The sequence below is a fragment of the Pseudomonas sp. WOUb67 genome (assembly GCF_050058005.1).
Lineage (GTDB): Bacteria > Pseudomonadota > Gammaproteobacteria > Pseudomonadales > Pseudomonadaceae > Aquipseudomonas > Aquipseudomonas putida_R.
Genome location: NZ_CP170112.1, coordinates 4,902,334 through 4,917,060, shown reverse-complemented (window position 1 = coordinate 4,917,060; position 14,727 = coordinate 4,902,334). Strand labels below are relative to the sequence as shown.

Annotated in this window: 13 protein-coding genes; 9 read left to right on the top strand and 4 right to left on the bottom strand. The window is 64.7% G+C overall.

Going from position 1 to position 14,727, the window contains the following annotated elements:
• The first annotated feature begins 16 nt into the window (after positions 1-16).
• A complete protein-coding gene (tam, locus tag ABOC32_RS21815) occupies positions 17-793 on the top strand; it encodes a trans-aconitate 2-methyltransferase (protein WP_043200923.1) in 777 nt (258 codons plus the stop codon).
• Here the strand turns inward: tam and ABOC32_RS21810 are convergent.
• Both ABOC32_RS21810 and ABOC32_RS21805 read right to left on the bottom strand, forming a co-directional pair.
• Entirely contained in the window at positions 783-1,154 is a 372-nt protein-coding gene (locus ABOC32_RS21810) for a DUF2784 domain-containing protein (protein WP_426808826.1), read from the bottom strand. The genes tam and ABOC32_RS21810 overlap by 11 nt on opposite strands.
• Positions 1,155-1,295: 141 nt before the next feature.
• On the bottom strand, positions 1,296-2,165 hold the full coding sequence (locus ABOC32_RS21805; RefSeq protein ID WP_043200917.1) for a LysR substrate-binding domain-containing protein: 870 nt from the start codon (positions 2,163-2,165) through the stop codon (positions 1,296-1,298).
• 244 nt (positions 2,166-2,409) lie between these two features.
• Between ABOC32_RS21805 and ABOC32_RS21800 the strand changes: the two genes are divergently transcribed.
• The 5 genes from ABOC32_RS21800 to ABOC32_RS21780 all read left to right on the top strand — a co-directional run bounded on the left by ABOC32_RS21800 (position 2,410) and on the right by ABOC32_RS21780 (position 8,617).
• The gene (locus tag ABOC32_RS21800; RefSeq protein ID WP_426808825.1) at positions 2,410-3,726 is read left to right on the top strand and encodes an MFS transporter; all 1,317 of its coding nucleotides are present in this window, start codon (positions 2,410-2,412) and stop codon (positions 3,724-3,726) included.
• Between the two features lie 15 nt (positions 3,727-3,741).
• The gene (locus ABOC32_RS21795; RefSeq protein WP_426808824.1) at positions 3,742-5,133 is read left to right on the top strand and encodes an FAD-dependent oxidoreductase; all 1,392 of its coding nucleotides are present in this window, start codon (positions 3,742-3,744) and stop codon (positions 5,131-5,133) included.
• Positions 5,134-5,230: 97 nt separating this feature from the next.
• Positions 5,231-5,941 (top strand): YebC/PmpR family DNA-binding transcriptional regulator, encoded by a 711-nt coding sequence (locus ABOC32_RS21790; protein ID WP_426808823.1) that lies wholly within the window; start codon positions 5,231-5,233, stop codon positions 5,939-5,941.
• Between the two features lie 134 nt (positions 5,942-6,075).
• Positions 6,076-7,020 (top strand): LysR family transcriptional regulator, encoded by a 945-nt coding sequence (locus ABOC32_RS21785; protein WP_426808822.1) that lies wholly within the window; start codon positions 6,076-6,078, stop codon positions 7,018-7,020.
• 184 nt (positions 7,021-7,204) lie between these two features.
• On the top strand, positions 7,205-8,617 hold the full coding sequence (locus tag ABOC32_RS21780) for a DOPA decarboxylase (protein WP_426808821.1): 1,413 nt from the start codon (positions 7,205-7,207) through the stop codon (positions 8,615-8,617).
• 139 nt (positions 8,618-8,756) lie between these two features.
• Here ABOC32_RS21780 and ABOC32_RS21775 read toward each other — a convergent pair whose 3' ends face one another.
• Positions 8,757-10,130, bottom strand: coding sequence for an MFS transporter (locus ABOC32_RS21775; RefSeq protein WP_426808820.1), 1,374 nt, complete (start codon positions 10,128-10,130; stop codon positions 8,757-8,759).
• Between the two features lie 287 nt (positions 10,131-10,417).
• On the opposite strand from ABOC32_RS21775, the gene quiC reads away from it, so the two are divergent.
• The gene (gene quiC / locus ABOC32_RS21770; RefSeq protein ID WP_426808819.1) at positions 10,418-12,325 is read left to right on the top strand and encodes a 3-dehydroshikimate dehydratase QuiC; all 1,908 of its coding nucleotides are present in this window, start codon (positions 10,418-10,420) and stop codon (positions 12,323-12,325) included.
• Between the two features lie 126 nt (positions 12,326-12,451).
• On the opposite strand, the gene ABOC32_RS21765 is transcribed toward quiC, so the two are convergent.
• The gene (locus ABOC32_RS21765; protein WP_426808818.1) at positions 12,452-13,120 is read right to left on the bottom strand and encodes a class I SAM-dependent methyltransferase; all 669 of its coding nucleotides are present in this window, start codon (positions 13,118-13,120) and stop codon (positions 12,452-12,454) included.
• A gap of 90 nt (positions 13,121-13,210) precedes the next feature.
• On the opposite strand from ABOC32_RS21765, the gene ABOC32_RS21760 reads away from it, so the two are divergent.
• Positions 13,211-13,723, top strand: a complete 513-nt coding sequence (locus ABOC32_RS21760; protein WP_426808817.1) for a sigma-70 family RNA polymerase sigma factor — start codon at positions 13,211-13,213, stop codon at positions 13,721-13,723.
• On the top strand, positions 13,724-14,707 hold the full coding sequence (locus ABOC32_RS21755; RefSeq protein WP_426808816.1) for a FecR domain-containing protein: 984 nt from the start codon (positions 13,724-13,726) through the stop codon (positions 14,705-14,707).
• The last annotated feature ends 20 nt before the right edge of the window (positions 14,708-14,727 follow it).

Sequence of the window (14,727 nt, the reverse complement as noted above, 5' to 3'; positions counted from 1 at the left end):
CCCAAAGGAGCCGCACATGGCCTGGTCCGCCACCCAGTATTCCCTGTTCGAAGACGAACGTACCCGCGCTGTACGCGACCTGCTCGCCGCCATCCCGCCACGCCCGGTGCGCCACGCCACCGACCTGGGTTGCGGCCCGGGCAATTCCACCGAGGTGTTGCTGCAACGCTACCCCGATGCCCAGGTGACGGCGCTGGACAGCGACCCGGACATGATCGACAAGGCCCGCGAGCGCAAGCGGCTGTGCATCCCGCGGGTACGTACGGTCATCGCCGACATTGCTGGCTGGTCTGCCCCCGAGCCGCAGGACCTGATCCTGGCCAATGCCTCGCTGCAATGGGTACCTGACCACGCCTCGCTGTACCCGCACCTGGTGCGGCAGTTGAGCGAAGGCGCCAGCCTGGCCGTGCAAACCCCCGACAACCTCGACGAACCGGCCCATCGGCAGTTGCGCGAGATTGCCAGCCAAGGCCCCTGGGCGGCGAAGTTTGCCGATTTCCAGTTGCCGCCACGGCACGGTGCGGCGTTCTACTACGATTTGCTCAGCCCGTTGTGTGCGCGGGTGGATGTGTGGCGTACCACGTATCACCATCCTTTGGTAGGTGGCGCCGAAGCAGTGGTGGAGTGGTTCAAGGGCTCGGCGTTGCGGCCTTACCTGGCCAGGCTCGATGACCAGGAGCAGGCGGATTTCCTGCAGATGTACCTGCAGGCCATGCAGCGCGACTACCCGCCGGCCACCGATGGCAAGGTGCTGCTGCCGTTCCCGCGGTTGTTCGTGATCGCTACCCGCTAGGCCGTCGCCAGCGCCCGGCCACGTAGCTGTAGATGCCGAGGTTGAGCAGCAGCACGATGCTGCCCAACAGCAATTGAGTGTGCGGGGTCAGCCCGGCGGGGTAGATCAGCGGCCAGATGTAGTGCTCGACAAAGCCGCCCTGGTACCCCGCGTCACCGGCGGCGCTGCGCATGCGGTTTTCCCAGCTGGTGAGCGGGCAGCCCAGGTGCAGGCACTCCACCGCCAGGCCCCAGGTCAGGGCCGGCAGGTGGACGAGCAGGGCGGGGCGCCACTTGAGCACCAGCAGGCCGCCGAACAGCACCAGCAGGATGAAGGCCAGGTGCAGCAGGACCAGGGTGTCGGCGGCCAGGCGGTAGAGCATGGGTGGTCGGTTTGTGGGTTGAGGTTATCCCAGCATAGTTGGGTTGCCTGCATTGGCCTCTTCGCAGCACAAGGCTGCTCCTACAGGGAAATGCAATAACCTGTAGGAGCAGCCTTGTGCTGCGAAAGGGCCGGTACAGGCTTACAAACCTTCTTCGACCATCTGCAAAAAGGTCGCCACCACCCGCCGCGTACGCTGCTCGCTCAGGCACACCAGCGTCTCGGTCAAATGCCGCTGACAATCCACGATCGGCAATGCGCACACCCGCGCATCGGCGCCAAACTCCGCCGCTGATACCACGCCCACGCCAATCCCCACCACCACCGCCTCACGCGCCGCTTCTCGGCCTTCCACCTGTATCGCCGGGCGAATGCGCAAGCCCGCCCGTTGCATCTCTTCTTCCAGCGTCTGCCGCGTCACCGAGCCGGGCTCGCGCAGCACCAATGGCGTGTCGTCCAGATCGGCCAGGCTGATCGAACCACGGCTGGCCCACGGGTGGTTGTGCGAAACAAACGCCACCATCGGGTCGCGGCGCAGCGGCAGGCAATGCAGGCGCTCATCGTCGACGTCCCGGCCGAGCAGGGCAAGGTCGGCCTGGTAACTGAACAGCCGGGCCAGCGACTCGTCGGTGTTGCCGGTTTCGATCTTCACCTGGATGCCCGGGTAGCGCTGGCAGAAGCGGGCGATCTGCGGCAGCACGTGCACCGGCGCATCCACCGCCAGCACCAGGCTGCCGGTGTGCAGCGCGCGCGAATCCTGCAGCAGGTCCAGCGCCTCGGCCTCGCAGGCGAACAGGCGCTGGCTGATGCCCAGCAGGCGCTCGCCAAGGTCGGTGAGCTGCACCGAACGCTTGTTGCGGTGGAACAGCAACACGCCGAAGCGCTCCTCCAGTTTGCGCACCTGGTCCGACACCGCTGGCTGGGTAAGGAACAGCTTTTGCGCAGCGCGGGTAAAGCTGCCGTGCACGGCCACCGCATGGAAGGCCTTGAGTTGAGCGTGTGAAACCGACATGGCTGACCTCAGTAACAAGCTGGGCTTATGTGTGAAATACGATAAATCGATTTTATTTATCTTAGCGCAACTGTTTCCATGCATGTCAGCCCGATGCCAGCATCACAAATGCCGCCAAGGCCTTGGTGCCCACACGGCGCCACCTGACCCGATGACTGCCTCGTCATCGCTGTGCGTAACACAAGAACAAGACAGGCGTTTCTTCACATTCTGCCGGCACACTTGAGCAAGAGGTCAGACTCACATGAATCAATCCCTAGCCGCGTTCAAACGCTGGCGCATCCAGATTTTCGCCATCACCTGGCTGGCCTACGCCGCCTTCTACTTCACCCGCAAAGCCTTCTCGGTAGCCAAGCTGGGCATCGCTGAAGACCCAGGCTTCATGCTCGACAAAGCCGCCATGGCCAACCTCGATGCCATCTACCTGGCCGCCTACGCCGTGGGCCAGTTCACCTGGGGCATGCTCGCCGACCGCTTCGGCCCGCGTGTGGTGGTGCTAGGCGGGTTGCTGATTTCTGCAGTGGCAGCGGTGGTGATGGGCAGCTACGCCACCTTCCCGATCTTTGCCACCTGCATGCTGGTTCAGGGGCTGGCGCAGTCCACCGGCTGGGCCGGGTTGTGCAAGAACATCGGCAGCTTCTTCCCGGCCTCGCAGCGTGGGCGGGTACTGGGCCTGTGGAGTTCCTGCTACGCCTTCGGCGGGCTGGTGGCCTCACCGTTCGCCGGGTGGTGGGCCTATACCCTGGTCGGCACCTGGCATGCAGCGTTCTTCTCCAGTGCCGCCGTGGTGGCGCTGGTGGCCGTGCTGTTCTTCTTCCTGCAGCGCAACAAGCCTGAGGATGTCGGCCTGCCGGCGGTGGAGCCGGAGCCGCAGAGCATGGCCCCGGCCGACAACCTGTGCAGCGTGTGGGCGCCGCTGAGGGAGATCCTGCGCAACCGCACCGTGCTGACCTTGGGGCTTGCGTACTTCCTGTTGAAGCCGGCGCGCTACGCCATTCTGCTATGGGGGCCGGTCATCGTGTTCGAGCAGATGCCCTCGGTCGGCAAGGTTGGTGCGGCAATCATCCCGACCGCCTTCGAGCTGGCGGGCCTGCTTGGCCCGATCATGATCGGCCTGGCCTCCGACAAGTTGTTCGGCGCACGGCGCATGCCGGCCTGCGTGATCAGCCTGGTATTGCTGACTGTGACCCTGGCGGCGTTCATGGCGGCCATGCACACCGGTAGCGTGATGATGGTGGTGGCCTTGCTGTTCGTCATGGGCCTGACCCTGTACGGGCCCGACTCAATGATCAGCGGCGCCGCCGCCATCGACTTCGGCACCGCCAAGGCCGGTGCCACTGCTGCCGGCTTCGTCAATGGTTGCGGCTCGGTGGGGGCGGTGCTGGGTGGGCTGCTGCCGGGTTACTTCGACGGCGTCACGGTGTTCATCGTGTTCGCTGGCTGCGCGCTGTTCTCGGCGCTGGTGTTGCTGCCGCACTGGAACAGCCGCCCGGCCAGCAGTGTGCAAAGCAACGACGTGGCACCGAATACCAGCATGGCAATCAAGCCACTGCGTACCTGAAAGGAAAGCGAGCGAATGAGACCCTTCTGGCTGCAACAAGCCCTGGATTCCACGCAGGAGGCGGTGTGCCCGCCGCTGCAAGGCGATGCCCGCTGCGATGTGTGCATCGTCGGCGGCGGCTACACCGGCCTGTGGACGGCATTGATGCTCAAGGAAGCGGTGCCGGCCCTGGATGTGGTGCTGATCGAAGCCGACATCTGCGGCGCCGGCGCCAGTGGCCGCAACGGCGGCTGCGCATTGTCCTGGTCGGCCAAGTACTTCACCCTCGAGCGCCTGTTCGGCATGGCGGAGGCGGTGCGCCTGGTGCGCGAGTCGGAGCGCAGCATCGGTGACATCGGGGCGTTCTGCGCGGCCAACGGCATTGACTGTGACTACCGCCTGGACGGCACGCTGTACACGGCCACCAACGCGGCCCAGGTCGGCGCCACGGACGGGGTGATCGCCGCGCTGGAGCAGAAGGGCATCAATTCGTTCCGTCGCCTGCCGTTGGAACAGGTGCAGCGCCTGGCGGGTTCGGCGCGGCACCTGGAGGGCTGGTTCTCGCCGGCGGCAGCCACGGTGCAGCCGGGCAAGCTGGTGCGCGGCCTGCGCCAGGTGGCCTTGCAGCGCGGTGTGCGCATTCATGAAGGCACCGCCATGACCGGCCTGGAGCACGGTGCCCCGGTGCAGGTACGCACCGCTCATGGCACCGTGCGCGCCGACCGCGTGGTGCTGGGCCTCAATGCCTGGATGGCGCGGGCTTTCCCGCAGTTCGAGCGCAGCGTGGCGATCGTTTCCAGCGACATGGTCATTACCGAACCGTGCCCCGAGCTGCTGCGCCAGACCGGGCTGGACAGTGGCATCAGCGTGCTCGACTCGCGGATATTCGTGCACTACTACCACAACACCTCCGATGGCCGGCTGATGCTCGGCAAGGGCGGCAACACGTTCGCCTACGGCGGGCGCATGTTGCCGGTCTTCGACCAGCCGTCGCCATACCGGCCATTGCTGCGCGAAACCCTTGGCGGGTTTTTCCCGGCCTTGGCCGAGGTGCCACTGGCGGCCAGCTGGAACGGGCCGTCGGACCGCTCGGTAACCGGTTTGCCGTTCTTTGGCCGGTTGGACGGGCAGGGCAACGTGTTCTACGGCTTTGGTTACTCCGGCAGCGGTGTGGGCCCGTGCCATATGGGTGGGCAGATTCTTTCGTCGCTGGCACTGGGGCTGGACAACCCCTGGACGCGTTCGCCGCTGGTCAAGGGGCCGTTGGGGCTGTTCCCGCCTGAGCCGATCCGCTACCTGGGTTCGCTGGTGGTGCGCAACGCCATCCGCCGCAAGGAGCGCGCCGAGGACCACGGCCTGCGGCCCCGCCGGCTGGATGTACGCCTGGCACGGTTTGCCGCGGCGGCAGGCAAAGCCGATAAAGGCTGATGAGATTTCTTGTCGATCCCATGCCTGAGGGCGTATAAAATGCACCCACTTTTGGCCGGTCGCTTCCTGAACCGGCCGCTGAAACAAGAGAGTTGACATGGGCGCACAGTGGAAAGCCAAACATAGAGAAACCGCGGCCAATGCCAAAGGCAAGGTCATGGGCAAGCTAGCCAAGGAAATTCAGATTGCTGCCAAGTCTGGGGCCGACCCGGACATGAACCCGCGGCTGCGTCTGGCTATCGTCCAGGCCAAGAAAGCGTCGATGACCCGTGAGACCCTGGAGCGTGCCATCAAGAAAGGCGCTGGCCTGGATGGTGAGGCTGTGCAGTACCATGCCGTCAGCTACGAAGGCTTCGCCCCGCATCAGGTGCCGTTGATCGTCGAATGCCTGACCGACAACGTCAACCGCACCGTTGCGCAAATCCGTGTGCTGTTCCGCAAGGGCCAGCTGGGTGCCAGCGGCTCGGTGGCCTGGGACTTCAACCATGTCGGCCTGATCGAAGCCACCCCGGAAGGCGACGCCGACCCGGAAATGGCCGCCATCGAAGCCGGCGCCCAGGACTTCGAGGAAGGTGAAGAAGAGGGCTCGACCTTGTTCATTACCGACACCACCGACCTGGATGCCGTGCAGAAGGCGCTGCCGGACCACGGCTTCACCGTGACCGCGGCAAAACTCGGCTATACCCCGAAAAACCCGGTGAGCGCCGCCAGCCTGAGCGCCGAGGCGCTGGCCGAGGTTGAAGCGTTCCTCGAGGCGATCGACGAGAACGATGACGTGCAGAACGTCTACGTTGGTCTGACTGCCTAAAAAGCCGGGGCCGCGTTGCGGCCCATTCGCGACGCAAGGCCGCTCCCACAGGGGTTATGCATTCCCTGTAGGAGCGGCCTTGTGCCGCGAAACGAGGGCAAAGCCCTCGCCTGCGGTCTGGAGCCGAACCCTCGATGAACCCCACCTTCGCCTCCCTCAGCCTCGCCCACCTGCGCACCCTCGACCACCTGCTGCAGCTGAAAAACCTCAGCCACACCGCCGAGCGCCTGGGTGTCAGCCAGTCGGCCCTCAGCCGCCAGCTGGCCCACCTGCGCGAAGCCTTCGACGACCCGTTGCTGGTGCGCCAAGGCCGCGGCTACGTACTCAGCGAACACGCCGAAGCCTTGGTCGAACCGCTACGCCAGGTCCTCGAAGAGCTGCACGCCCTGCGCCAGCCTGCGGTGTTCGACCCGGCGCGCTGCGAGCGGCGCTTCTGCCTGGCCGCCTCCGACTACGTGGCCGAGCACATGCTGCCGCTGCTGGTGGCCGCGCTGGAACACGAAGCACCAGGGGTATCGCTGGAATACCGTACCTGGCAGGCCGGTCAGTATGCATTGCTGGCCAGCGGCGAAATCGACCTGGCCACCACCTTGTTCGACGAGTCGCCCCCCAACCTGCACGGGCGCTTGCTGGGTGAGGACCGTGCGGTGTGCCTGATGCGCCACGACCACCCGCTGGCCGCCCATGCCGCGCTCAGCCAGGCCGATTACCTGGCGCACAAGCATGTGCGCATTTCCGGCGGTGGCGACAAGGACAGCTTCATCGACCGCCACCTGCGTGCCCAGGGCCTGCAGCGGCGGGTCAGCCTGGAGGTGCCGTTTTTTTCCGCCACCGTGAAGGTCATTGCCAACAGCCAGGCCGTGGCCACCGTACCCGAGCACATCGCCCGGCAACTGTGCCGCCTGCATGACCTGGCCTGGCGGCCGCTGGGCTTCATTGACCACAGCCAGCGCTACTGGGTGGTGTGGCACCAGCGCCTGCAGGCTTCGGCCGAGCACCGCTGGTTGCGCAACCGGGTGTTCGAGCTGTGGCGTCAGTCGCAGTTCGGCGTGCAGGGGGGGCATGCGGGTTTGCCATAGCAGGTATGCACGATGTGGGGTTATTCGGTTTGGCACAGGTGCCTAGACTGGGGGCATTGTGTTGTTTGTGCCGGCCTCTTCGCGGGTAAACCCGCTCCCACACAGGTTGCGCCAAACCGTGTGGGAGCGGGTTTACCCGCGAAGAGGCCGGCACAGGCGGCAAATCACTGCCAGGAGAGCCCACGTGACCCCCGAACAATTCCGCCAGTACGGCCACCAACTGATCGACCTGATTGCCGACTACCGCCAGACCGTCGGCGAACGCCCGGTCATGGCCCAGGTCGAGCCTGGCTACCTCAAGGCGGCCTTGCCCGACAGCGCTCCCCAGCAAGGTGAGCCCTTCGAAGCCATCCTCGATGACGTCAACCAACTGGTCATGCCCGGCCTGTCCCATTGGCAGCACCCGGACTTCTACGGCTACTTCCCCTCCAACGGCACCCTGTCCTCGGTACTGGGCGACTTCCTCAGCACCGGCCTGGGCGTGCTAGGCCTGTCATGGCAATCCAGCCCAGCCCTGAGCGAGCTGGAAGAAACCACCCTCGACTGGCTGCGCCAGTTGCTCGGCCTGTCGGGCCAATGGAGCGGGGTGATCCAGGACACCGCATCGACCAGCACTCTGGTGGCGTTGATCAGCGCCCGCGAGCGCGCCAGCGACTACGCCCTGGTGCGCGGCGGCTTGCAAGCCCAGGCCAAGCCCCTGATCGTCTACGTCAGCGCCCACGCCCACAGCTCGGTGGACAAGGCCGCGCTGCTGGCCGGCTTTGGCCGCGACAACATCCGCCTGATCCCGACCGACGAACGCTATGCCTTGCGCCCGGAGGCGCTGCAGGCCGCCATCGAGCAGGACCTGGCAGCGGGCAACCAGCCATGCGCCGTGGTGGCCACCACCGGCACCACCACCACCACCGCGCTGGACCCGCTGCGCCCGATCGGCGAGATCGCCCAGGCCCATGGCCTGTGGCTGCATGTGGATTCGGCCATGGCCGGGTCGGCGATGATCCTGCCCGAGTGCCGCTGGATGTGGGACGGCATCGAGCTGGCCGATTCGGTGGTGGTCAATGCGCACAAGTGGCTGGGCGTGGCCTTCGACTGCTCGATCTACTACGTGCGTGATCCACAACACCTGATCCGGGTGATGAGCACCAACCCCAGCTACCTGCAATCGGCGGTGGATGGCGAGGTGAAAAACCTGCGTGACTGGGGCATACCGCTGGGCCGTCGGTTCCGCGCGTTGAAGCTGTGGTTCATGTTGCGCAGCGAGGGTGTTGAAGCGTTGCAGGCACGGTTGCGGCGTGACCTGGACAATGCCAGGTGGCTGGCGGAGCAGGTCGGGGCGGCGGCGCAGTGGGAAGTGTTGGCGCCGGTGCAATTGCAGACCTTGTGCATTCGCCATCGGCCGGCGGGGCTGGAAGGGGAGGCGCTGGATGCGCATACCAAGGCGTGGGCCGAGCGGTTGAATGCGTCCGGGGATGCGTATGTGACGCCGGCTACGCTGGACGGGCGGTGGATGGTGCGGGTGTCGGTGGGTGCGCTGCCGACTGAGCGGGAGCATGTCGAGAAGCTTTGGGAGCGGCTGCAAGAAGTGGTTCAAGGCTGATATTGCCGGGGCCGCGTTGCGGCCCATTCGCGGCACAAGGCCGCTCCTACAGGTGGATCGCATTAGCCCAGGCTTACGCGGTTCCCTGTAGGAGCGGCCTTGTGCCGCGAATGGGCTGCAAAGCAGCCCCAGCGGTCTATCAGTGGCTCACTGCCTGAAGGCTACCTTTACGGCTAGCCTCATACGCTTCTTTCTCCATCGGCTTGGCGTCCGGGTTACCCAGGTCTTCCATCGCCAGGCGGTGGGTTTCCGGGGCGATGTAGGCCGCCAGGGCGCACACGCAGGTGATGAAGAACGCCAGGCTACCAACCACCAGCGGAATGTTGTCCGAGCCAGGCGGTGCAACCAGGGCGAACAGCGCCGGCAGCATGGCGGTCAGCATGGTGCCGATGTTCTGTGCGATGGCCATGGCCGAAACGCGGTAGCGGGTGTGGAACAGCTCTGGGTAGAAGCTTGGGAACACCGCGTTGTAACCCTGGTAGACCATGCCCCACATCACGATCGAGGCGGCGAACGCCATCGGTACGTTCTGGATGCTGATCGCATACAGGTAGACGAAGGCCAGCAGGCCAGAGCCCAGGCAACCGGCGATCATGGTCGGGCGACGGCCGATCTTGTCGGACAGGTTGCCGATAAACGGAATCACCAGCACCGCGACGATGTTGCCGACTACCGGAATCCACAGGTACACGCTCTTGTCGAAGCCGATGCCATAGGCCGGCTGCACCGCGTAGGCCGCACCGAAGATGGTGGCCACCACCGGGATCACGTTCATCAGGGCCATGAACATCACCAGCACCATGTGCTTCCAGCTGTGGCGGAAGGCCTCGCTGATGGGCGACTTGGCAACCTTGTCCTGCTTCTCTTCCTTCACGAAGGCCGGGGTTTCATGCACTTCCTTGCGGATGATGAAGCCTGCGATCAGTACCACCGCGCTCATCAGGAACGGAATGCGCCAGCCCCATTCGGTGAAGGCTTCGCTAGGCATGAAGTAGGCCAGTGGCAGGAACACTGCCGCTGCCAGCACCTGGCCCGCTTGCACGCCTTGCAGGGTGAAGCTGGCGTAGTAGCCTCTTCGGCCGAACGGCGCGTGCTCCATGATCATGGAACTGGCCCCGGAGATTTCCCCGGCCACGGCAAAGCCCTGGATCAGGCGCAGCACCACCAGCAAGGCCGGCGCGAGGTAGCCGATGTCGTGGTAGGTAGGCAGCAGGCCTACCGCCATGGTCGACAGACCCATCAGGAACATGCACAGCAGCAGTACGTTCTTGCGGCCGCGGGTGTCACCCCAGTGGCCCAGCACGAAAGCACCGACCGGACGCGCCAGGTAGCCCACGCCGTAGGTGGCCAGCGAGGCAATGATGGCCATTTTCGGGTCGGTATTGGGGAAGAAGATCTGCGGGAAAATCAGTGCAGCGGCCTGGGCGTAGATGAAGAAGTCGTAGTACTCGAGTGCCGAGCCTATCCATCCACTGGCGGTCGCTTTTTTGGCTTGCGAGCTGGAGTGAGCCATCGTTGTCTCCGTTGTTATTGTTGTTTGCGCAGGTTCCGCCGTTGGTTCGCCAAGGCAGGAGGCAGTGGTCGGTGTGCCTGCGTCTGTGGTTCATGTTGACCACGGTCCAGCGGTCTAGCAATTCGTTAAAACGGGTTTTGTGCGATAATCGAACGCAAAACTAACCATTCCGTACAAAGAGATTGAAGCGACGACTTTACCTGCGAATAATCGATCGTGCCATAAACTGTGACAGTGGTTTTTACCTGACTGGCACCGTCATTTTCTAACAACAAGGAACTCCCGCCATGCAGCGTTCGATCGCTACCGTGTCCTTGAGCGGCACCCTGCCGGAAAAGCTCGAAGCCATCGCCGCCGCCGGTTTTGACGGCGTCGAGATTTTTGAAAACGATCTGCTCTATTACGCTGGCAGCCCGCGCCAGGTGCGCCAGATGTGCGCCGACTTAGGGATAGCCATCACCCTGTTCCAGCCGTTCCGCGATTTTGAAGGCTGCCGCCGCGACCGCCTGCAGAAAAACCTCGACCGCGCCGAGCGCAAGTTCGACCTGATGCAAGAGCTGGGCACCGACCTGGTGCTGGTGTGCAGCAACGTCCAGGCCGATGCGCTGGGTGATGAACAACTGCTGGTCGACGACCTGCGCCTGTTGGGCGAGCATGCCGGCAAACGCGGCCTGCGCATTGGCTATGAAGCCCTGGCCTGGGGCCGCCACGTCAACACCTACCAGCAAGTCTGGAACCTGGTGCGCCAGGCCGACCACCCGGCCCTCGGGGTGATCCTCGACAGCTTCCACACCCTGTCGCTGAAGGGCGACCCAAGCGCGATCCGCGACATCCCCGGCGACAAGATCTTCTTCGTGCAGATGGCCGACGCGCCGATCCTGGCCATGGACGTACTGGAGTGGAGCCGCCACTTCCGCTGCTTCCCGGGGCAGGGCGAAATGGACATGGCCGGTTTCCTGGCGCCGATTCTCGCCACTGGCTACCGTGGCCCGCTGTCGCTGGAAATCTTCAACGACGGCTTCCGCGCCGCGCCCACCCGGCAGAATGCCGCCGACGGCCTGCGTTCGCTGCTGTACCTCGAAGAACAGGCCCGCTTGCGCCTGGAGCAGGAAAACACGCCGATCGAACCTGGCGTGCTGTTCACCCCGCCAGCGGCCAGCGCCTATGACGGCGTGGAGTTCCTTGAATTTGCGGTCGACGAAGCCGTCGGCGCGCGCCTGGGCAACTGGCTGAAGCGCCTTGGCTTTGCCGAAGCCGGCAAGCACCGCAGCAAGGACGTGCAACTGCTGCGCCAGGGCGATATCAACATTGTCCTGAACGCCGAGCCGTACTCCTTCGGCCACAACTTTTTCGAGGCCCACGGCCCGTCGCTGTGCGCCACCGCGCTGCGGGTCAAGGACCCGCAAGCCGCCCTGAAGCGCGCCACCGCCTTCCGTGGCCAGCCGTTCCGTGGCCTGGTCGGCCCCAACGAGTGCGAAGTACCGGCGGTACGCGCACCGGACGGCAGCCTGCTGTACCTGGTGGAGCAGGGCACCGCTGGCCACACGCTGTACGACACCGATTTCAGCCTGGACAACAGCGCCACTGCCACGGGCGGCCTGCGCCGCATCGATCATATGGCCCTGGCCTTGCCAGCCGAGTCGCTGGACAGCTGGGTGCTGTTCTACAAGAGCCTGTTCGACTTCGCCGCCGACGACGAAGTGGTGCTGCCCGACCCGTATGGCCTGGTCAAGAGCCGCGCGCTGCGCAGCCAGTGCGGCACCTTGCGCCTGCCGCTGAACATCTCGGAAAACCGCAACACCGCCATTGCCCATGCATTGTCCAGCTACCGCGGTTCGGGGGTGCATCACATCGCCTTCGATTGTGACGACATCTTCCGTGAAGTGGCGCGTGCCAAGCTGGCTGGGGTGCCGCTGCTGGAAATCCCGCTGAACTATTACGACGACCTGGCGGCGCGCTTCGATTTCGACGACGAGTTCCTCAGCGAACTGGCGTACTACAACGTGCTGTACGACCGCGACGCCCAGGGCGGCGAGCTGTTCCACGTGTACACCGAACCGTTCGAAGAGCGCTTCTTCTTCGAAATCATCCAGCGCAAGGGTGGCTATACCGGATACGGCGCGGCCAACGTCGCGGTGCGCCTTGCGGCCATGGCCAAGGCCCGCAGCGGCGCGGCGCGCAAGCCCGTCCTCTAAGCCTGACGCGATCAGTGTAGGAGCAGCCTTGTGCTGCGAAGAGGCCCGTACAGCCGACGGATATCTGTCAGCCATACGGGCCTCTTCGCAGCACAAGGCTGCTCCTACAAGGGCTGAGCCAGCTGATCAGCGGCGCTCAGCCACCATCAACAACGACTGCGGCACAGCACTCTGCGGGTGCTGTGGCTCCTGCAAACTGACCAGCCGCAACCCCGCCATGTCCAGCGCATTCAGCCAGCTGGCCAGGGTGCGGAAGTACCACGGCATCGGCTGCCAATTCCCGCTAAACCCGGTAAACGACTCCTCCCGCCAGCCATCCTGATATTCCCCGCCTGCCACGCTCCAGGGGTGCAACGTCTGGATCACCAGGGCGCCCCCCGGCACCAGCACATCTTTCATGGCCGCCAGCAACGGGATGACGTCCTGGTGCAACAGCGCAAAGTTGGCACAGACCAGGTCATACCCCGTGCCCACATAAGCCTGCGCATCGGCCAACTGCGCATAGCTTGCCAGGTGCACCTCGGCCGAGCCCGCCGCGCGTGCGGCGTCTACCAGCGTCCGGTCACCATCCACGCCCACGGCCTCGATACCGCGGTCCTCCAGTGCACGCAGCAACCAGCCCTCACCACAGCCCAGGTCCAGCACCCGCCCGGGCTGGCGGCCAAGGATGGCTAGCAGAATGGCCTGGTCGGTGACCTGGCGACGGCTCTCGATGGCGCCGCTGCGCACGGCGTCGATCCAGGCTTGGGCGTTGTGCTGCCAACTGTCGAGCAGGGTGCTTTCAGGGTCAGGCATGGTCGTGTCCCGGTGGTTGAACTTGCGTTGAGTTGAAACGCTACCTTAATATTGAAAACAATTCTCACTTGCGTGAACAGAATCGCCCCCATGAGCGACGTGCTACCTGGCTCCGACAATCACCTGCGCAATGTAGAGGCGCTGTACAACGGCCACCAGGGCTGGCTGCATGCCAGGCTGCGCAGGCGCCTGGGCAATGCGGTCGATGCGGCCGACCTGGTGCAGGATACCTTCGCGCGCATCCTGGCCTCGAAAACCGTGGTGTTTGATGAGCCGCGGGCTTACCTGAGCTGTGTTGCCGGGGGCATCCTGGCCAACTGGTGTCAGCGTAAATCGTTGGAGCGTGCCTACCTCAAGGCGCTTGAACACCTGCCAGCGCCTGAAGTGCCTTCGCCCGAGGCCCGCTTGCTGATCCTGGAAACCCTGCACGAAATCGATGCCATGCTCGACACCCTGCCAGCGCTGGTCCGGCGCGCGTTCCTGCTGTCCCAGCTGGGCGGCATGAAGTACGAAGCTATTGCCGAGCAGCTAGGTGTATCGCTCATCACCGTCAAGCGTTACATGAAACAGGCATTTCTCCAGTGCTTGAGGCTGGTCGACTAGATGGCTGATGTCCAGCGTGTCGGCCCAACGGATACCGAGGCACTTGAAGAAGCGGCCGAGTGGTTGATGGCCATGAGTGCCGGAGCCGTCAGCGATGCGCAAAAGGCCGACTGGCTGGCCTGGCGCAGCAGCAGCCCCGAGCGTGCTCAGGCCTGGCAGCGCGCCGAACGGCTGATGGGCAAGCTGGACGGTTTGCCCCCGGCGCTGTCGATGTCGGCGCTCGACCGCCCGGCCGACCCGGGGCGTCGGGCGATGATCAGCCGGTTGGCGCTGCTGCTGGCCGTGCTTCCGGCGGGGTGGGCCGGTTGGAAGCTGACCGAGCAACAAGGATGGGCCGCCGACTATCGCTCGGCCGTGGGCGAATGCCGCCAGCTCACCCTGGCCGATGGTACGCAGATCTTCCTCAATACCGACTCTGCAATCGACATCCGTTTCGATGCCGACGAGCGCTTCATTGAACTGCGCCGGGGTGAAATCCTGGTTCAGACTGCGCCCGATATCGTGGTGCCTGCGCGCCCGCTGCGGGTGGGCACACGGGAAGGGCGCATGCAAGCCCTGGGCACACGCTTCAGCGTGCGAGAGCTGGACGGGCGCACCTACCTGGCAGTTATCGAAGGGGCCATTCGCATCGAACCCGCCCGTGCGGCGGCCAACCCCGGCACCGTTGTACAGGCCGGCGAACGTGTCGATTTCAATGCGCACATGGTCGGCAGGCCGATGCCGGTCGACACCACCGCAACGGCCTGGACCCAGGGCATGCTGCTGGCAGACGGCATGCGGCTGGATGATTTTGTGAGCGAGCTGGCACGCTACCAGCGCGGCGTCATTCGCTGCGACCCGCGTATCGCCGGCCTGCGTATTTCCGGGGCGTTTCCGGTCAGCGATACCAGGCGCAGCCTGAGCATGCTGGAGTCGACATACGCATTGCGGGTGTCCGCGCACATGAACGGCTACTGGACCCTGCTTTACCCCGCAGAATCGTGAAATGCCAGGCGCGGAAAAAA